We start from the raw sequence: 17,855 nt of genomic DNA, 5'->3' as shown, positions 1-17,855 counted from the left end.
CCCAACGGCGGTGCCGCCCGCTCCTCACGCCTGACCGACGCTGTGGCCGGCGTTGCGCCCGCGGCGTCCACGGACGGCGGTCGGGTCGATCGCCTCCGCATCCTCGTCGAGCGCCGGACCGCCGGCACCGTCGGCTTGGTCAGCGCAGCGCTCCGCCAGTTCGCGGATCGCCCCGCGGATCTGCGGATCGCGGATGTTCTGGAAGTAACGGGCGAGCATCAGCGCCTCGCGGGACCGCAGAGTGCCCTCCGATTCTTCCGCCTGTGGGCTGGCCACCCCCGCCTCCTGGGCGGCGTGGCGTTCCTCCAGCCCCTCGAAGAAGACGGAGACCGGCACCCGGAAGAACTGGGCCAGCTTGAACAGCCGGCTGGCCGAGACCCGATTGAAGCCGCGCTCGTACTTTTGAAGCTGCTGGAACGTCAGACCCAGAGCCGACGCGACATCGCTCTGGCTCAGGCCGGCGAGCATGCGCAGTTCGCGCAGACGCTGCCCAACAAACACATCGACCTCGTTGAGGCCTTCCTTCTTCTCACGTCCACGTTTTTTCACAACATTCCCCCATCAGGAAAAGTGGCAAAGCCCCATGTCGCGCGAAGCAACATTCGGTTCTGCGTTGGAAAGATTCCGACGCGCTTGTGCCACGATCTTTTTGGTATCGGACAAGCGACCATTGCAACTCAGCTATGACGTCGGCGGTGCAAAGTCAACCACCGTTGCGGCATTTACTACCTACGTCCCAACAAACCACAGAAATAGAAGGGTTATATACACGCGCATTATTCCTTCTTTCGAGGTAATTTTAAATTGTTCAAAGAAGAAACAATCTGGCGCGCGCTCTTTTGCGGCGAATCAACCCCTTCCTCCTCGCCTGGAGGTGGGCAGAAGAGCGTTGCCGACGCGCATCGATAGGCACATTTTGCCGGGCACTGGGCAATTTCTGCCCATGAATTAACGCTCTCTTCATCAAGACAGCCCAGCATGCGCGCTTAAGGCAAGGACCGGCGCGGTTTTTGCAAATTCCTTTTTTGCGTCTGCGAAATCAAGAACTTCCCGGAGATCCACCGGGGCATCCGATCGGGGACTAGCGCGTGAACAACCTTCTGCAGACCTTGCGCAATCTGGGTCCCGCGCGCCTGGCCGCCATCGGCGGCGTCGGCCTGCTCCTGATCGGATTCTTCGTCTACCTGATGACGCGCCTCTCCACCCCGGAGATGGAGCTTCTCTACGCCGAACTCCAGCCCACCGAGGCCGCGGCCATCGCCAAGAAGCTGGAGGAGGCGAAGGTCCCCTTCACGGTCGACAAGACCGGCACGAAGATCATGGTCGCCGCCGAGCAGGTCGGGCCGACCCGCATGCGCATGGCCGCCGCCGGCCTGCCCTCGGGCGGCTCGATCGGCTACGAGCTGTTCGACAAGGGCGAAGGCTTCGGCGCCACCAGCTTCATGCAGAACATCAACCATCTGCGCGCCCTGGAAGGCGAGATGGCGCGCACGGTGCAGACGCTGAACGGGGTGCAGAGCGCCCGCGTCCATCTGGTGCTGCCCAAGCGCGAGCTGTTCGCGCGCCAGCAGAATCCGGCGACCGCCAGCATTTTCATAAAGCTGCGCCCCGGCGCCCAGCTGTCGCGCGAGAACATCCAGGCGATCCAGCACCTGATCGCCGCCTCCGTGCCGAACCTCGACCCCAGCCGCATCTCCATCGTCGACGACAAGGGCACCCTGCTCGCCCGCGGCACCGGCAACGACAGCGCGGACGCCATGCTGGCCTCGGCGGAGGAGAAGAAGGTCGCCTACGAGAGCCGCGTCGCCCGCATCATCGAGGATCTGCTGGGCCGCACCGTCGGCTACGGCAAGGTACGGGCGGAGGTATCGGCCGATCTCGACTTCGACCGCATCACCACCCAATCGGAAATCTTCGATCCGGAAAGCCAGGTCGTCCGCTCCACCCAGACGGTGACGGAGGCGAACGAGAGCCACGACCGCGACCCGCTGTCGCCGGTCACCGTGGACCAGAACCTGCCGACCGCGCAGTCGGGCAACAACGCCGGGCCGATCTCGCAGAACAAGCAGAACCGCAGCGAAGAGACGATCAACTACGAGATCAGCCGGACCACCAAGAACCACGTCCGCGAATCCGGGCAGGTGCGGCGCCTGTCGGTCGCCGTGCTGGTCGACGGCACCTACAGCCTGCCGAGGGACGGCAACCCGGCGGCCTACCAGCCGCGGCCGGAGCAGGAGCTGGAGAGCATCAAGGCGCTCGTCCGCTCCGCCGTCGGCCTCGACGCCGTGCGCGGCGACACGCTGGAAGTCATCAACATGCGCTTCTGGTCGCCGGAAGACGACGTCCAGAAGCCGGAGGAGCTGTTCCTCGGCATGACCAAGGACGACCTGTTCCGCATCGCGGAGATGGTCGTTCTGGGCATCGTCGCCGTCCTCATCATCCTGCTGGTCATCCGCCCGCTGATCACCCGCGCCTTCGAGAAGGCCGACCAGCAGGAGGAGGACGACATGGACCGCCTGCTGGCCGACCAGAGCGGCATGCCCGCCGCCCTGGCCGCGCCGACCGGCGCGCTGGCCCAGGATCTCGCCCTGGAAGCCGCCCAGGCCGATGAGGAGCTGGAGCAGATGATCGACATCAACCGCGTCGAAGGCCGCGTCCGCGCCTCCTCGCTGCGCAAGGTGGGCGAGATCGTGGAGAAGCATCCGGAGGAAGCGGTGTCGATCCTGCGCAACTGGCTGTATCAGGAGAGCTGACGCGATGAGCTCGGTCCGCAAATTCCTGTTCGACGAGTCCTTCGACGTGGACGCGCCGCCGCGCCGCCAGCTCCAGGCCGACGACGACTATTTCGACAACATTCCCCTGCCGGAACCGGAGCCCGAACCGGAGCCGGAGCTGCCGCCCGAACCGCCGCCGCCGGTGTTCGGCGAGGCCGATCTGGCCGCCGCCCGCGCCGCCGGCTTCACGGAGGGCGAGACCGCCGGCAAGTCGACGGGCTATGGCAAGGGCTTCGTCGACGGCAACAACGCCGGCCGCAAGGACGGCTACGAGCAGGCCCGCGTCGAGATCGAGGCGACGGTGCAGGCGCGGATCGCCAACGCGCTGGAAACCGTCGGCAACGGCGTGCAGCATCTGCTGAACGAGCATTACGCCACCAGCGCCCAGCGGGCCGACCAGCCCGTGCACATCGCCCTGGCCATCGTCCGCAAGCTGATGCCGGAGCTGGCGCGGCGCGGCGGGCTGATGGAGGTGGAAGGGCTGGTGCGCGCCTGCCTGACCGACCTGATCGACGAGCCGCGCCTGGTGGTGCGCGTCGCCGACGACATGGTGGACGCGGTGCGCGAGCATCTGGATCAGGTGATCGCGGCCCGCGGCTTCGGCGCCAAGCTGATGGTGGTGGGCGATTCCGGCCTCGCGCCGGGAAGCTGCCGGATCGAGTGGGCCGAAGGCGGGGTGGAGCGGGACACCGCCGGCCTGCTCGCCCAGATCGAACGGCGGATGGCCGGCCTGCTGGAGGCGCCGCCGGGGTGACACCCCCGCGGGTTGGACGGCGGACAGGATTTTCAAGGTTCTAAGGGCTTCTGGAGACTTCGATGGCCAAGGACAGCTTCTCCCTCGACGAGTTGGACGGCGGCGGCCGCAGCGACATTGCGGAGTATGAGACCGGCCTGGGTCCAGCCAAGGATCTGGAAGCGGTCTACGACATCCCCGTCCAGATCTCCGCCGTGCTCGGCAAATCGACCATGCAGGTCAGCCAGTTGCTCAAGCTCGGGCGCGGCGCGGTGGTGGAGCTGGACCGCAAGGTCGGCGAGGCCATCGACATCTACGTGAACAACCGCCTGGTCGCCCGCGGCGAGGTCGTGGTCGTGGAAGACCGGCTGGGCATCACCATGACCGAAATCATCAAGTCGGACCGCGGATGAGCCTCACACGAGACAGCGCTGAAGCGTCCCGCCGGGGTGGGCGTTCCGCCCGCCCGCGCGGCGGGGTGGACATGGCGACGCTGGTCGGTCTGGCCGCCGCCGCCGTGGTCATCTTCGTCGCCATGGCGTCGGGCGGCAGTCTGCGCGCCTTCGTCGACCCGCCATCGCTCATCATCGTGCTGGGCGGCACGCTGGCGGTCACCACCGCCTCCTTCTCGCTGTCCGACGTGGCGATCGCGTGGCGCGACGCCGGGGCGGTGCTGATCCACCGGACCAGCGACCCGCGCGGCGTGGCCCGGCAGGTGCTGCTGCTGGCCGAGGCGGCGCGGCGGGCGCCGGAGACGCTGCGCAATGTCCTGCCGGAGCTGAAGCACGAGTCGTTCCTGCACCGCTCGGTCACGCTGGTGGCCGAGGGCCTGCCGCCCGACGACATCGAGCGGATGCTGATCGGCGAGGTCGAGGCGTCGGGCGCCGGCAAGGTCAAGAGCGCCGGCGTGCTGCGCCGCGCGTCGGAGGTGGCGCCGGCCATGGGACTGATCGGCACGCTGGTCGGCCTCGTCCAGATGCTGGGCAGCCTCAACGACCCGTCGAGCATCGGCCCGGCGATGGCGCTGGCCCTGCTGACCACCTTCTACGGGGCGGTGCTGGGCAACGTCGCGCTGGCCCCGCTGGCCGCCAAGGTGGAGCGGACGGCGGAAGAGGACGCGCTCGTCAAGACTCTCTACACCATCGGCGCGGTATCCATCGCGCGTCAGGAAAATCCGCGGCGTCTGGAGATGCTCCTGAACGCCGTTCTTCCGCCTGGAAAGCGGATTCAGTACTTCGACCGGGACTCCGACCGGGGTTCTCCGAGGGGAGCGTAAGATGCGTCTGCTGATCGTTGGAACGTTGGAAGGGTACATCACCGCCGCTGGCAAGATCGCCATGCAGCGCGGGGCGAAGGTGTCCCACACCGACAGCATCGAGGGCGCCCTGAACGCCCTGCGCGCGGCGGCGGGGGCCGACCTCGTGATGATCGACGTCAAACTCGACATCGCGACCTTCATCGAGAGCCTGAAGGCGGAACGGATCACCATTCCCGTGGTGGCCTGCGGCATCGGCACCGACGCGGCGGCGGCGGTCAAGGCGATCCGCGCCGGCGCCAAGGAATACATTCCCCTACCCCCCGACGCGGAGCTGATCGCCGCCGTGCTGGAAGCGGTGGCGGAGGAAAGCCACGCCATCGTTTGCCAGGACCCGGCCATGCTGGCGACCCTGCGGCTGGCGGACCAGGTGGCGCCCAGCGACGCCTCCGTCCTGATCACCGGCGAGAGCGGCACCGGCAAGGAGCTGATGGCCCGCTACATCCACCGCAAGAGCCGGCGCTCCGACGCGCCCTTCGTCGCGGTGAACTGCGCGGCCATCCCGGAGAACCTTCTGGAATCGGAGCTGTTCGGCCATGAGAAGGGCGCCTTCACCGGCGCCGTCGCCCGCCGGCTCGGCCGCTTCGAGGAGGCCAACGGCGGCACCCTGCTGCTCGACGAACTGTCGGAGATGCACCCGCGGCTGCAGGCCAAGCTGCTGCGCGCCATCCAGGAGAAGGAGATCGACCGCATCGGCTCGTCGCAGCCGGTCAAGGTCAACGTCCGTCTTGTCGCCACCTCCAACCGCAACCTGGAGAACGAGGTCCGCGCCGGCAACTTCCGCGAGGATCTCTATTTCCGGCTGAACGTCTTCAGCGTCGCCATCCCGTCCCTGCGCGAACGGCCGGCCGACATCCCGCTGATCGCCGACCATTTCCTGAAGAAATACGCGCAGGCCAACGGTCTGGGCGAGAAGCGGCTGTCGGACGACGCGCTGCTGATGCTGCGCGCCCACCACTGGCGCGGCAACGTGCGCGAGCTGGAAAACACTATGCACCGCGCCGTCCTGCTCTCCAAGTCGGAGACGGTCGGGCCGGACGCGATCATGCTCACCAGCCAGATGCTCGCTCCGGAAGGGTCGGCGCAGGCGTCGATCCCGACCAACTCGCCAGTCGCCAACCCCTTTGCCGGGCCGGGCGGCACGGTGCCCCAGGCGCCGCGCGGCTATGGGCAGCCGGCTCCCGGCTATCCCACCTCCTACGCGCCGCCTCCGGGCCACGCCGCGGGGGCCGCGGCCTACGGCAACGCCGGAGCCTCGTCCTACGGCAACGCCGGAACAGCGCCTGGTGCGCCCGCCGTCCAGGGCCTCGTCGGCCGCACCGTGGCGGAGGTCGAGCGCGACCTGATCATCGGCACGCTGTCGCACTGCCTGGGCAACCGCACCCACGCGGCGAACATCCTGGGCATCTCCATCCGCACCCTGCGCAACAAGCTGAAGCAGTACAGCGAGGAGGGCGTGCCGGTGCCGCCGCCGGGCAGCGAGGAACGGGCGGCCTACTGATCCGCTGATTGGGGGAAAGGCGGAGGAGCGGCGGCATGGCACTGACCGAACACAATCCGGGGGCACGCGCGGGCGGCGGCAACATGTCGGCGCTGACCGACATGGTGGCCGTCGCCAAGGGGGCGCTGAAGCGCGGCGACATCGTGATGGCGGCCGGCATCATGCTGATCGTCGTCGGGCTGATCCTGCCGCTGCCGCCGATGCTGCTCGACATGATGCTCGGGCTGAACGTCACCATCTCGGTCCTGATCCTGATGGTGGTGCTGTTCATCGAGAAGCCGCTGGAGCTGTCGGCCTACCCGACGATCCTGCTCATCACGACGCTGCTGCGCCTGTCGCTGAACATGGCCTCCACCCGCCTGATCCTGACGCAGGGTCACGAGGGCACGGCGGCGGCGGGCCATGTGATCGAGGCCTTCGCCGGCTTCGTCATGGGCGGCGACTTCATCATCGGCGTGATCGTCTACGCGATCCTGACGATCGTGAACTTCAAGGTCATCACCGCGGGTTCGGGCCGCATCGCCGAAGTGGCGGCGCGCTTCACCCTGGACGCCATGCCCGGCAAGCAGATGGCCATCGACGCCGACCTGTCCGCCGGCATGATCGACGAGACCACCGCCCGCGCCAAGCGCAAGGAGCTGGAGGACGAAAGCGCCTTCTTCGGCTCCATGGACGGTGCGTCGAAGTTCGTGAAGGGCGACGCCGTCGCCGGCCTGATGATCATGTTCATCAACATCATCGGCGGCGTGTCGCTGGCGGTCCTGCGCTACGACATGCCGATCATGCAGGCGCTGGACACCTTCACCAAGCTGACCATCGGCGACGGCCTCGTCTCGCAGATCCCGGCGCTGGTCATCTCCATCTCCGCCGGCTTCCTGGTGTCGAAGGCCGGCACCGGCGGTTCCACCGACAAGGCGGTGGTCGGGCAGCTCACCAACCATGTCAGCGCGCTCGGCCTGTCGGCGGGCGCCATCGGCCTGCTCGCCCTGATGCCGGGCATGCCGATGCTGCCCTTCCTGCCGGTGGTCGCCGCCGTCGGGGCCGCCGCCTGGTATCTGCCGAAGATGCGCGCGAAGAAGGAGGCGGAGGAGGCGGAGGCCGCCGCCGCCGAGGCCGCGGGCATGGGCGGGCCGGGCGGCGGGGCCGCCCCGGTGGCCGACGAGCCGATCGCCACGGCGCTGGCCATCGACCTGATCCGGCTGGAGCTGGGTTACGGCCTGCTGTCGCTGATCAACCAGCCGCAGGCGGGCAGCCACCGGCTGACCGACCAGATCAAAGGTCTGCGCCGCCAGATCGCCGGCGAGGTCGGATTCGTCATGCCGGCCGTGCGCATCCAGGACAACCTGCAGCTTCCGCCCAACGCCTACATCATCCGCGTCAAGGAGATCGAGGCGGGGCGCGGCGACATCCGTCCGAACATGCTGCTGGTCATGGACCCGCGCGGCGAGGCGATGAGCCTGCCCGGCGAGCAGACGGTGGAGCCGACCTTCGGCCTGCCGGCCATCTGGATCGAGCCGGGCTACCGCGAGGAGGCGCTGTTCAAGGGCTACACGGTGGTCGACCCGTCCACGGTCATCACCACGCATCTGACCGAACTCATCAAGGACAACATGCCCGAGCTGCTGTCCTTCACCGAGACCCAGAAGCTGCTGGACGAGCTGGACAAGGAGCACCAGAAGCTGATCGCCGACGTGGTGCCGGCGCAGATCACTGTGGGCGGATTGCAACGGGTGTTGCAGAACCTGCTTGCAGAACGGGTTTCGGTACGCGATCTTGCCACCATTCTGGAGGGCGTGTCCGAGGCGGCAAGCCAAACCCGCAGCATCACGCAGATCACCGAGCATGTGCGCACGCGCTTGGCGCGGCAGATCTGCGACGCGAACATCAACGAGATGGGAGTGATCCCGCTCGTCACCCTGTCCCCCGAGTGGGAGCAGGCGTTCGCGGAATCGCTGGTGGGTGACGGCGACGACCGGCAACTGACGATGGCGCCGAGCCGGCTTCAGCAATTCATCACTTCGGTCCGCCAAACCTTCGAGCGACACGCCATGATGGGCGAGACCCCCGTCCTGTTGACCAGCCCGCTGATCCGTCCCTTCGTCCGCTCGATCGTCGAGCGGTTCCGGCCGGCCACCGTGGTGATGTCGCAGAACGAGATCCACCCCAAGGCGCGGATCAAGACCCTGGGGCAGATCTGATGCAGGCCATGACGAACCAGTGTGACGGGCGGGGAGCGAGCCGATGCGGCTGAAGTCGTTCCACGCCAAGTCCATGTCCGAAGCCATGCGCATGGTCCGCCAGACGCTGGGCGACGATGCCATCATCGTCGCCACGCGCGAGGAGGACGGCGGCGGCGTTCGCGTGACCGCGGCGGTGGAGGACGACGATCTGCTGATGGCGCAGGCGCGCACGGCCCAACCGACCCGGACCGCCCGCCCCGTGGTGGTGGTCGAGGAGGAGCCGGAGATCGATGTGGGCGAGGTGGTGGCCGACGTGCTGCACCGCCACGGCGTGCCCGCGGCCCTGGCCGAGCAGCTGATCGACGCCGCCGCCGGGCTGGACACCGACGACCCCGCGCTGGCGCTGGGCGCCGCCCTCGACTCCATGTTCACCTTCAGCCCGCTGCAGGACCGGCGCGGCGGCAACAAGCCGCTGATCCTGGTCGGCCCGCCGGGCAGCGGCAAGACGCTGATCGTCGCCAAGCTGGCCGCCCAGGCGGTGTTCCGCAAACGCTCGGTCGGCGTGATCACCACCGACACGGTTCGCGCCGGCGGCATGGAACAGTTGGCCGCTTTCACGCGTCTGATGAAAATCAAACTGGCGACGGTGGAAGACCCCGACGCGCTCGCGGGCGCGTTCGAGGTCAGCCGCGGCGCCGACGTCGTCCTGGTGGATACCGCCGGGCGCAACCCCTACAACCGGGAAGACATGGCCGACCTCAAGGCCCTGCTGTCCGCCGGGGTGGCCGAGCCGATCCTCGTGCTCCCCGCCGGGCTGGACGCCATGGAAGCCGCCGACATCGCCCAGTCCTTCAAGGCGCTGGGCGTGCGGCGGATGCTGATCACCCGGCTCGACATGGCGCGGCGGCTGGGCAGCCTGCTCGGCACGGCGCACCGTTCGCGCATGGCCTTCTGCAACGCCAGCGTTTCCTCCAAGGTGGCCGAAGGGCTGACACCGCTGAACCCGGTGGCCTTCGCCCGCCTGATGATGCCCGCCGAGGACAAGGCGGCGCGCAACCGGCCCAAGCCGGCGGCCCCTGCCAAGACCAAAGCCGTTCGTTCTTCGTCGAGGACCATCCCATGACCGATCCGGTGTTTCCGGCCGCCCTCAAGAACGTTCACCCGCTGCGCGGTGCCAACGTCATCGCCGTGGCCAGTGGAAAGGGCGGCGTCGGCAAGACGTGGTTCTCGATCACGCTCGCCCACGCGCTGACCAAGATGGGCAAGAACTCGCTGCTGTTCGACGGCGACCTCGGCCTCGCCAACGTCGACATCCAGCTCGGCTTCCAGCCCAAGAACGATCTCGGCGCGGTGATCAACGGCGACGTGACGCTGGGCCGCGCGGCGCAGCGCTACACCGAGGGCGGCTTCGACATCATCGCCGGCCGCTCCGGCTCGGGGACGCTCGCCCAGCTGCCGAGCCAGCGCCTGTCCGGCCTGCGCAACGACCTGATGGAGCTGGCCCGGCGCTACGACTGCGTCATCATGGACATGGGCGCCGGCGTCGACCGCACGGTGCGCACCCTGTCCGGCCCGGCCGGGACGACGCTGGTGGTGACGACGGACGAGCCGACCTCGCTGACCGACGCCTACGCCTTCATCAAGCTGACCCACGCCACCAACCCCACCGCCGACCTGCGCGTCGTGGTGAACATGGCGCAGAGCGTGAAGGACGGCGAGCGCACCTACGGCACCATCCTGAAGGCCTGCCAGAACTTCCTGAAATACAAGCCCGCGCTGGCCGGCATCATCCGCCGCGACCTGAAGGTGCGCGACGCCATCCGCAACCAGTCGCCGCTGCTGACCCGCTCCCCCAGCTCCGACGCTGCGCGGGACGTGCTGGCCATCGCCCAGCGGCTTCTGAACGGCCAGTAAGGCCGGGATGGGGGGCGCCCTCCCTCCCACGGCCGCTGGTGCGCCCGCCACCCCAGCGGCGGCGGCCACCCCCGCGCCCGCCCCGGTGGTGGTCGCCGAGGGCACGGTCAAGGCGCTGCCGGAGCGGTTGCAGGACATTGCCCGCCCGGTGGTGCTGACCGGCACCGTCATCGGCACCACGCCGGAGGGCCTCGCCCGCGTGCGCACCCAGGCCGGCGAGGTGCTTGTGCAAACCCCGACGCCGCTGCCCGCCGACAAGCCGGTGACGCTCCAGATCACCCCGGCGCAGGTGCTTCTGGAACAGGCCCAGGCCGCGTCGACCGACTCCGCCGCGCCCTCCCCCATACAGAGCCTCGCGGCGAAGGTTCTGGTGCTGACCCAGGGCACTCCCTCGACCACCACACCAAGTGTGCCGACCTCCGGCGGGCCGGCGCCGGCCGTTCCCGGCCAGACCGGAGCGACGTCTCCTCAGGGTTCGGCCCCTCAGGGTTCGGCGACACCGGTGGTGATCCTGCCCAGCCCGGCGTCCACCACGCCGATGGTGGGACCGGCGGGCCAGCCGCTCCCCCTGCTGCTGCCCGGCACCATCGTTCCGGCGCTGGTCATCGCCGCGGCGCCGAAGCCGCCGGCTCCGCCCGGTGCGGCCCCGACCCTGCCCGGCCAGCCCACCGTCACACCAGCGCCGCCCCCCCTTCCCGTCACGGACGGCGGCAGCGGCCAAGCCCCGGCACCGACACAGGCCGGCCAGCCCAACGCGGCCCCCGCCCCTCCGCAGGCGCCGCCCACGCCTTCGGGCGCATCGCCGCTCCCCGGCAAGCCGATGCTCGACAGCGCGGTGGAACTCGGCGGCGACGCGGCGCATCCCGGCGGGGATATGCCGGAGCCCGCCTCCCCCACAAAACCGCCCCCCGCGAAGCCTGCCGGGGAACCGGTTCTGACCCAGGGCGGCACCGTCGCCCTCAAGATCCTGACCGTCACGCCCCCGCCGGACCAGCCGCAGGCCGCCCCGCCGGACGATGGCTCTCCGTCACCGGACGGCCAGGGCGCCGGCAGCCCGCCCCGCAAGGACGGCGCTCCGTCCCAACCCGCTTCCCAATCCACGGCGGCCCCGCAGTCGGCCCCCGCCTCGCCCCGCGGCACCGCAACCCCGACCGCCACGCCCACGATGCCCGGTGCGCCCCCCGGCGCCTCCCCGGCAACGCCGGACACGCCCGACGGGCCGGTGCTGAAGGGCACGGTGGCCGGCAGCACGCCGCAGGGCCAACCGATCCTCGCCACGCCGCAGGGCATGCTGGCGCTGAACGTCCAGGCGAGCCTGCCGCAGGGCAGCGCCGTCACCGCCGCCCTGACCGACCCGGCCAAGGCGCTCCAGACCGCGCCGCCTCCGCTCGCCACGGAACCGGGACCGCTGAGCGAACGGGACTGGCCCGCCATGCGCCAACTCCTGAGCGCGCTCGCCGGGGTGGACCGCTCCGCCGCGCAGGCGCTGATCGGCACGGTAATGCCGCAGCCGAACCGCAAGCTGGGCGCGGCGATGAGTTTCTTCCTGTCGGCGATCCGCGGCGGCGACGCCCGCGGCTGGCTGGGGGAGGACGCCGCCTCCGCCCTGGAGAAATCCGGCCAGGGGAGCCTGCTGTCCCAGCTGGAGCGCGAATTCCGCAGCCTTCAGCAGCAGGCGGGCGATCCGCTGCCCGGCGACTGGCGCCCCTACACCCTGCCGATGATGGACGCCAACGGGCTGCTGCCGATCAAGCTGCACATCCATCCGATACATTCGGAAGAGGACGGAAAGACGGGCCGAAAGGGCGGTGACAAGGGAAGCCGCTTCCTGCTTGACCTGGATCTCAGCCGTCTCGGCCCGATGCAGCTCGACGGGCTGGTGCAACCCAACCGGTTCGACCTGATCCTGCGCAGCCACACCCCGCTGACCCCGGAGATCCGCCTGGACCTGATCCAGATTTTCGCGGACAGCATCCGCGCCGTGGGCTACATCGGCGGCCTGTCCTTCCAGTCCGGCGCCAAATGCTGGGTCAAGCTGACCCGGGCCGGAGCGGGCGGCAGCAGCTACACCGCCTGACGAGCCTGGACGCCATGCACCGCCGCGAGTTTCTGGCCACCGCCGCCAACCCGGACGCCCGCCACGATTATCTGGTGGAGCTGCACGGGGAACCGGCGCCCGGCACCCGCCTGACCCTGCGCTACGTCCCCGACCGCGCGGTTGCCACGCCGGACGGTGTCGCCGCCTATCTCGGCGCCCTGTCCGACACCGCGGCGACCGCCGGACCGGAATCCCTGGCCGTCGCCGTGCTCGACGACCTGAACAACGAATTGATCCCCCGCTGGGTTGAGGTCACGGTGGAACGGACCCTGCCCGTCCCCCAGCGTGTGGTCATTGAGGACCGCCAGCCCGGTTGGGACAACCCGCATCTTTTCGCCCGGATGCGGCGCGTCTGATCCTCCGATCCCCGCCTCGCCCGTCGTCCAGCATGGCTGCACCGCGCCACGTCACAGCTTTCGCCGCTTGATTTCCTCAACCCGCATGAGAATAAAGCGGGTCGGCTGGTGCGTGGATGAGTCTGTTGAAACGTACACGAATATTAAGGCGCGCCCAAACCCTCTGGGCGCGTGTTGGGCTTCGCGCGCGCCTCGAGGCCTTCATCCTGCTCGCCCTTCTTCCGATGGTGGGCCTGGTCGTCGTCCTTCTGCTTCAAGAGCGCAACCAGGACATCGAGCGGGCGCGCGATGCCACCCGCCTGCTCGCCGACCGGGGCGCGCAGCAGCAGGCGCAGATCGTTCAGCAGGCCCACAGCGTCCTCCAGCTTCTCACCCTGGTCCCCGACATCCGGGAGGCGAGCCCCGACCGTTGCGCAACGATGTTGAAACAGGCGACCGACCTTTATCCTTGGAGCACCGGCTTCGGGGTGTTCAACCCCGATGGCAATCTGTTGTGCAGTAGCAACAGGAGCCGGCCCATGAATGTGGGCGACCGTGACTATTTCCGCGAAGCTCTGACGACGCACGGCTTCACGGTCAGCAACTTCCTGATCGGGCAGAACAGCAAGCAACCCCGCGTGGTCGCGGCTCTGCCGATTCTCGGTGACGATGGTAAGGTCATCCGCGTCCTGTTGGCCGGGGTGGACTTGAACTGGCTTGCGGAACTGTCCGTCGAAATCGCCCATGAGTCCGGTGGAACCGTATCGCTGTTCGATTCCGAAGGAACGATCCTCGCGCGCGTGCCGGACCCGCAGGGGATTGTCGGGCGATCGATGACCGACCACCCGATGGTTCGAAAAATCATGGAGGAGGAGGCCGGGATCATCGAGGACGACGGTCTGGACGGCATTCCCCGGATCAGCGGCTTCTCGACCCTGGAGGAAACCGGCGCCAAGATCGTCGTCGCCGTCGCGCGCGACGACATCCTGGCCGCGGCCGACCGGAACCTGTTGCTGGGAACCGGCGTCATGGCCGGCGTGGTGCTGTTAATCGTCGGCGGGGTCTGGGTTCTGATGGAGGTGATGGTCCTGCGCCGCCTGCGGGATCTCAAGGCGTCGGCGGCGTTCCTGTCGTCGGACCTCTTCGATCCCCACGCCCCCTGCATGCCCGCCCCGGTCCACCCGTCCGAATTCAGCCAGGTCGCCCAGGCGATGCGGACGATGGGACGGACGCTGAGCGCCATCGCCTTCGAGGATCGCCTGACCGGGCTCGCCAACCGGCGCTTTTTCGAAGCCCATGTGGAGCGCCTTCGGGACCAGCCGGCGCAGGATCAGACCGCGATCGCCATCCTCTACATCGATCTCGACGGGTTCAAGCCGATCAACGACCAGCATGGGCACCATACCGGCGATCTGGCGTTGAAGGAGATCGGCGACCGGCTGGCCCGTTGCGTGCGCCAGGGGGATTTCGCCGCGCGCCTCGGCGGCGACGAATTCGCGGTGCTGCTCTCCCTGGCGGACGGCCATCAGGCGCACTACGCCATGGACGTGGCCAGACGGATCATCAACAGCGTCTCCGCTCCGATCACCGCCGACGGGCTCGACGTCCGGATCGGGTGCAGCATCGGTGTCGCGCTCTGGCCGGCGGACGCCGCGGACCTGTCCGTGGCGCTCCAGCACGCCGACCGGGCACTGTACGCCGCCAAACGCGCCGGCCGCGCGCGCGTGGTGGCCTATTCGGATCTTCCCACTTCGGATCTTCCCACCGGCAACGCCATGGCAACCTGAACCGGCTGACGGGAACAGGCCGATGGGAACAGTCCGGTCCGTCAGGATTCGACGCCGCTCTCCTCCTGCTGGCGGCGGCGGAAACCGACCAGAGCGGTCTCATCCAGCATGTTCGCCTCCTTGCGCTTGAGCTTTTCCTTCTCGCGCTTCAGCCGCTCTTCCTCGGCCAACTCGTAGCGCTTCAGCTCCTGGAAGGCTTCGGCCATCTCGTCGGTGGCGACGGCGATCTGGGCCTCCACCTGCCCCATCGACTGGGTCAGCCGCTTGCCGCGCTCCATCGCCGCCTGGATGTAGTTGCTGTAGGTGAAGGCGTATTCGACGTTGCCGCGGGCGGTGTCGCGCTCCGCCGCGATCTCCTCCTTCAGCCGCTCGATCTCGGCCTGGAGCCGGTCGGCGAGATTCTGCAACTCCGCCAGCGCCCGGCGCTTCTCGTCGAGCTTCCACTTCTGGAGTCGGATGATGGTCTTCAGACTGCTCATTCTTGCGGCGGCCACTGTTCAATGCCGAAGATGGCGGCAAGCTGAGCGTAGCTGTTGTCGAGGTCGGTCGCCTCGCGCTTGCCCTGCTTCAGGAAGGCCTCCAAGGCCGGCTGGAAATGGATGGCCTCGTCCACCTGCGGGTCGGTGCCCTTGCGGTAGGCGCCGAGGCGGATCATCTCCGCCATGTTGTCGTAGGACGACATCAGCCGCCGCGCGTGGTTCACCAGCTCGTTCTCCATGGGAGAGTTGCAGCCGGGCATGGTGCGCGACACGCTGCGCAGGATGTTGATGGCCGGATAGCGCCCACGCTCGCCGATCTGGCGCTCCAGGACGATGTGGCCGTCCAGGATGCCGCGCACGGCGTCGGCGATGGGTTCGTTGTGATCGTCGCCCTCGACCAGCACGGTGAACAGGCCGGTGATGGAGCCCGACCCGCTGAGGCCCGGCCCGGCGCGTTCCAGCAGGCGCGGCAGCTCGGCGAAGACGGTGGGGGGGTAGCCCTTGGTCGTCGGCGGCTCGCCGGCGGACAGGCCGATCTCGCGCTGGGCCATGGCGAAGCGGGTCACGCTGTCCATCATGCACAGCACGTTGCAGCCGGCGTCGCGGAAGGCCTCCGCCACGGCCAGCGTCATGTAGGCGGCCTGGCGGCGCATCAGCGGCGCCTCGTCGGAGGTGGCGCAGACCACGACGCTGCGCGCCAGCCCCTCCTCCCCAAGATCCTCGGTGATGAATTCCTGAAGCTCGCGCCCGCGTTCGCCGATCAGCCCGATCACCGCGACCTCCGCGCCGGAAAAGCGGGCGAGCATCGACATCACCGACGACTTGCCGACGCCGGAGCCGGCGAAGATGCCCATGCGCTGGCCGCGGCAGCAGGTGAGGAAGGCGTTGATGGCGCGGATGCCCAGGTCCAGCTTCTCGCCCACCCGGGCGCGGGAATGGGCGGGTGGCGGGTTGTTGCGGATGGGAACGCCATGCGTCCCCTTGGGCAGCGGCCCCTTGCCGTCCACCGGCTCGCCCAGCGCGTTGATGACGCGGCCGAGCCACGCCTCCGTCGGGAAGACCATGGGCTGGCTGTCCGACACCAGCGCGCGGCAGCCCAGCCCGACCCCGTCGATGGAGCCGAAGGGCATCAGCAGCGCGCGGCCCTGGCGGAAGCCCACCACCTCGCAGGGGACCTGCCGGCCGTCGCGGGATTCGACGATGCAGCGGCCGCCCACCGACAGTTCCTTCTCGATCCCCCCGACCTCGACCAGCAGGCCGAGCACGGCGGTGACCCGCCCGAACCGGCTGCAGCCGGAGACGGACTCGATTTCCTGAAGGATGCGGGCGACGTCGGCGGGCACGGTCTTGCGGATCAGCGGACGGAATTGGGACGGGTGAGCCGGGTGCGGACGGCGCAATTTGCGGTGGGCTCGAAGTCCGCCACCATGCCGCCCGCGTCATGCTCGTCCAAAAACATTAACGTTAAATGAAGTGCTATGCCTCTGGCGTTAAGCTGAATCGTCTGTTAACTTGTGTAAACAGACGCGCCGATCTGTTAAGGGAATTGGTTAAGGAACTGCGGGAAAGCAACGCCGCATCGGAAGCCAGAAACGCGCCATCTAACATCGGGATACCGCCATGAGGGTTCTGCTGGTCGAAGACGACTCCTCCACGGCCAAGAGCATCGAGCTGATGCTCCAGTCGGAAGGCTACATCGTCGACTCTACCGACCTCGGTGAGGATGGGCTCGAAATCGGCAAGCTGTACGATTACGACATCATCATCCTCGATCTGATGCTGCCGGACATCGACGGCTACGAGGTGCTGCGCCGCCTGCGCGCCGCCCGTGTGACCACGCCGATCCTCATTCTTTCCGGCCTGTCGGAACTGGACCACAAGATCAAGGGTCTGGGCTTCGGCGCCGACGACTACCTGACCAAGCCCTTCGACAAGCGCGAGCTGATCGCCCGCATCCAGGCCATCGTCCGCCGCTCCAAGGGCCATTCCGACAGCATCATCCGCACCGGCCGCCTGACCGTGAACCTGGACACCCGCACGGTGGAGGTGGACAACCAGCCGCTCCACCTGACCGGCAAGGAATACGGCATCCTGGAGCTGCTGTCCCTGCGCAAGGGCACGACCCTGACCAAGGAGATGTTCCTGAACCATCTCTATGGCGGCATGGACGAGCCGGAGCTGAAGATCATCGACGTCTTCGTCTGCAAGCTGCGCAAGAAGCTGGCCGCGGCGACCCAGGGCGACAACTACATCGAGACGGTGTGGGGCCGCGGCTATGTGCTGCGCGACCCGCACGAGGACGCGTCCCCGATCCCGCGCGTCCCGCACCAACAGGCCCAGGCGGCCGGCTGACCGCCGACCGCCCATCACGGTTAACATTCATGCCGGTGAGCGGCGGGCTCAGGCCCGCCGCCATTCAATGTCATTCCTGCCAGAACGCCTTGTCGGCTTCGCGGCGGGCGTCCGTGCGGCTCAACCCGACGTCGCGCAGCAGATGGTCGTCCAGCGCCGCCAGGGAGCGACGCTGCCGGTGGCGCTCGATCATTCCCAGCACCTCCCCGAGCGCCCGCTTGGCAAACCGCCGCGCGCCGACGAGAGACACCATGCCCCGGTCTGTGGAAACGGCGCCCAGCGCTCTCCTGCTCATGATCCGACACTCCGCTTGATGAATTCCGTTCCCTAGGAATGCACCCGGAAGCGGCTTGTCCGCAAAGGATGGTTTCTCTAACCTGCATGAGA

17 protein-coding genes are annotated in these 17,855 nt (G+C 68.3%); 12 read left to right on the top strand and 5 right to left on the bottom strand.

Annotation, left to right across the window (positions count from 1 at the left end):
* Nucleotides 1–24: 24 nt before the first annotated feature.
* Complete coding sequence (locus tag Sp245p_RS21485) at nucleotides 25–549, bottom strand: helix-turn-helix domain-containing protein (RefSeq protein WP_109138825.1); 525 nt, start codon at nucleotides 547–549, stop codon at nucleotides 25–27.
* 539 nt (nucleotides 550–1,088) lie between these two features.
* Here Sp245p_RS21485 and fliF point away from each other — a divergent pair.
* From fliF to Sp245p_RS21435, 10 genes are all read left to right on the top strand, one after another.
* Complete coding sequence (gene fliF, locus Sp245p_RS21480; protein ID WP_014198332.1) at nucleotides 1,089–2,753, top strand: flagellar basal-body MS-ring/collar protein FliF; 1,665 nt, start codon at nucleotides 1,089–1,091, stop codon at nucleotides 2,751–2,753.
* Between the two features lie 4 nt (nucleotides 2,754–2,757).
* The gene (locus tag Sp245p_RS21475) at nucleotides 2,758–3,528 is read left to right on the top strand and encodes a FliH/SctL family protein (protein ID WP_014198331.1); all 771 of its coding nucleotides are present in this window, start codon (nucleotides 2,758–2,760) and stop codon (nucleotides 3,526–3,528) included.
* A gap of 62 nt (nucleotides 3,529–3,590) precedes the next feature.
* Entirely contained in the window at nucleotides 3,591–3,920 is a 330-nt protein-coding gene (gene fliN, locus Sp245p_RS21470) for a flagellar motor switch protein FliN (RefSeq protein WP_014198330.1), read from the top strand.
* Nucleotides 3,917–4,783, top strand: coding sequence for a motility protein A (locus Sp245p_RS21465; protein ID WP_014198329.1), 867 nt, complete (start codon nucleotides 3,917–3,919; stop codon nucleotides 4,781–4,783). The genes fliN and Sp245p_RS21465 overlap by 4 nt, the downstream gene beginning before the upstream one ends.
* 1 nt (nucleotide 4,784) lies before the next feature.
* Nucleotides 4,785–6,323, top strand: coding sequence for a sigma-54-dependent transcriptional regulator (locus Sp245p_RS21460; protein ID WP_014198328.1), 1,539 nt, complete (start codon nucleotides 4,785–4,787; stop codon nucleotides 6,321–6,323).
* A 35-nt stretch (nucleotides 6,324–6,358) separates the two neighbouring features.
* Nucleotides 6,359–8,521: a flagellar biosynthesis protein FlhA gene (gene flhA / locus Sp245p_RS21455; RefSeq protein WP_109138824.1), complete on the top strand. Its 2,163-nt coding sequence runs from the start codon at nucleotides 6,359–6,361 to the stop codon at nucleotides 8,519–8,521.
* A 43-nt stretch (nucleotides 8,522–8,564) separates the two neighbouring features.
* A complete protein-coding gene (locus Sp245p_RS21450; protein WP_014198326.1) occupies nucleotides 8,565–9,626 on the top strand; it encodes a flagellar biosynthesis protein FlhF in 1,062 nt (353 codons plus the stop codon).
* Entirely contained in the window at nucleotides 9,623–10,417 is a 795-nt protein-coding gene (locus Sp245p_RS21445) for a MinD/ParA family protein (RefSeq protein WP_014198325.1), read from the top strand. Before Sp245p_RS21450 ends, Sp245p_RS21445 begins: the two co-directional genes overlap by 4 nt.
* A gap of 7 nt (nucleotides 10,418–10,424) precedes the next feature.
* Nucleotides 10,425–12,494 (top strand): hypothetical protein, encoded by a 2,070-nt coding sequence (locus Sp245p_RS21440; RefSeq protein ID WP_246119806.1) that lies wholly within the window; start codon nucleotides 10,425–10,427, stop codon nucleotides 12,492–12,494.
* 14 nt (nucleotides 12,495–12,508) lie between these two features.
* Entirely contained in the window at nucleotides 12,509–12,871 is a 363-nt protein-coding gene (locus Sp245p_RS21435; RefSeq protein ID WP_014198323.1) for a hypothetical protein, read from the top strand.
* Between the two features lie 143 nt (nucleotides 12,872–13,014).
* Here the strand turns inward: Sp245p_RS21435 and Sp245p_RS35855 are convergent, their stop codons facing one another.
* Nucleotides 13,015–13,224 (bottom strand): hypothetical protein, encoded by a 210-nt coding sequence (locus Sp245p_RS35855; RefSeq protein ID WP_041812424.1) that lies wholly within the window; start codon nucleotides 13,222–13,224, stop codon nucleotides 13,015–13,017.
* On the opposite strand from Sp245p_RS35855, the gene Sp245p_RS21430 reads away from it, so the two are divergent.
* Nucleotides 13,144–14,637 (top strand): sensor domain-containing diguanylate cyclase, encoded by a 1,494-nt coding sequence (locus Sp245p_RS21430; protein WP_244439488.1) that lies wholly within the window; start codon nucleotides 13,144–13,146, stop codon nucleotides 14,635–14,637. The two genes, Sp245p_RS35855 and Sp245p_RS21430, sit on opposite strands and share 81 nt — an antisense overlap.
* 41 nt (nucleotides 14,638–14,678) lie before the next feature.
* Here the strand turns inward: Sp245p_RS21430 and Sp245p_RS21425 are convergent, their stop codons facing one another.
* Together Sp245p_RS21425 and fliI are read right to left on the bottom strand one after the other, a co-directional pair.
* Nucleotides 14,679–15,116: a flagellar export protein FliJ gene (locus tag Sp245p_RS21425; RefSeq protein ID WP_014198320.1), complete on the bottom strand. Its 438-nt coding sequence runs from the start codon at nucleotides 15,114–15,116 to the stop codon at nucleotides 14,679–14,681.
* Nucleotides 15,113–16,459, bottom strand: a complete 1,347-nt coding sequence (gene fliI, locus Sp245p_RS21420) for a flagellar protein export ATPase FliI (protein ID WP_014198319.1) — start codon at nucleotides 16,457–16,459, stop codon at nucleotides 15,113–15,115. The genes Sp245p_RS21425 and fliI overlap by 4 nt, the downstream gene beginning before the upstream one ends.
* Before the next feature lie 277 nt (nucleotides 16,460–16,736).
* Here fliI and ctrA point away from each other — a divergent pair, with 277 nt between their 5' ends.
* Nucleotides 16,737–17,468 carry a response regulator transcription factor CtrA gene (gene ctrA / locus Sp245p_RS21415; RefSeq protein ID WP_014198317.1) on the top strand — a complete coding sequence of 244 codons (732 nt, stop codon included), beginning with the start codon at nucleotides 16,737–16,739 and terminating at the stop codon, nucleotides 17,466–17,468.
* Nucleotides 17,469–17,538: 70 nt separating this feature from the next.
* On the opposite strand, the gene Sp245p_RS21410 is transcribed toward ctrA, so the two are convergent.
* The gene (locus Sp245p_RS21410) at nucleotides 17,539–17,763 is read right to left on the bottom strand and encodes a DUF1127 domain-containing protein (RefSeq protein WP_109138822.1); all 225 of its coding nucleotides are present in this window, start codon (nucleotides 17,761–17,763) and stop codon (nucleotides 17,539–17,541) included.
* Nucleotides 17,764–17,855: the final 92 nt, after the last annotated feature.

Source organism: Azospirillum baldaniorum, from assembly GCF_003119195.2.
Lineage (GTDB): Bacteria > Pseudomonadota > Alphaproteobacteria > Azospirillales > Azospirillaceae > Azospirillum > Azospirillum baldaniorum.
Note: the sequence above shows the minus strand (reverse complement) of the source record. Positions and strands in the feature narration are given on the sequence as shown.

Coding starts and splice junctions, on each gene's coding strand:
- Sp245p_RS21465 (WP_014198329.1), top strand. CDS start 3,917: ATGAGCCTCACACGAGACAGCGCTGAAGCGTCCCGCCGGGGTGGGCGT.
- fliN (WP_014198330.1), top strand. CDS start 3,591: ATGGCCAAGGACAGCTTCTCCCTCGACGAGTTGGACGGCGGCGGCCGC.
- Sp245p_RS21450 (WP_014198326.1), top strand. CDS start 8,565: ATGCGGCTGAAGTCGTTCCACGCCAAGTCCATGTCCGAAGCCATGCGC.
- Sp245p_RS21435 (WP_014198323.1), top strand. CDS start 12,509: ATGCACCGCCGCGAGTTTCTGGCCACCGCCGCCAACCCGGACGCCCGC.
- Sp245p_RS21410 (WP_109138822.1), bottom strand. CDS start 17,763: ATGAGCAGGAGAGCGCTGGGCGCCGTTTCCACAGACCGGGGCATGGTG.
- ctrA (WP_014198317.1), top strand. CDS start 16,737: ATGAGGGTTCTGCTGGTCGAAGACGACTCCTCCACGGCCAAGAGCATC.
- Sp245p_RS21445 (WP_014198325.1), top strand. CDS start 9,623: ATGACCGATCCGGTGTTTCCGGCCGCCCTCAAGAACGTTCACCCGCTG.
- Sp245p_RS21425 (WP_014198320.1), bottom strand. CDS start 15,116: ATGAGCAGTCTGAAGACCATCATCCGACTCCAGAAGTGGAAGCTCGAC.
- Sp245p_RS21460 (WP_014198328.1), top strand. CDS start 4,785: ATGCGTCTGCTGATCGTTGGAACGTTGGAAGGGTACATCACCGCCGCT.
- flhA (WP_109138824.1), top strand. CDS start 6,359: ATGGCACTGACCGAACACAATCCGGGGGCACGCGCGGGCGGCGGCAAC.
- Sp245p_RS21475 (WP_014198331.1), top strand. CDS start 2,758: ATGAGCTCGGTCCGCAAATTCCTGTTCGACGAGTCCTTCGACGTGGAC.
- Sp245p_RS21440 (WP_246119806.1), top strand. CDS start 10,425: ATGGGGGGCGCCCTCCCTCCCACGGCCGCTGGTGCGCCCGCCACCCCA.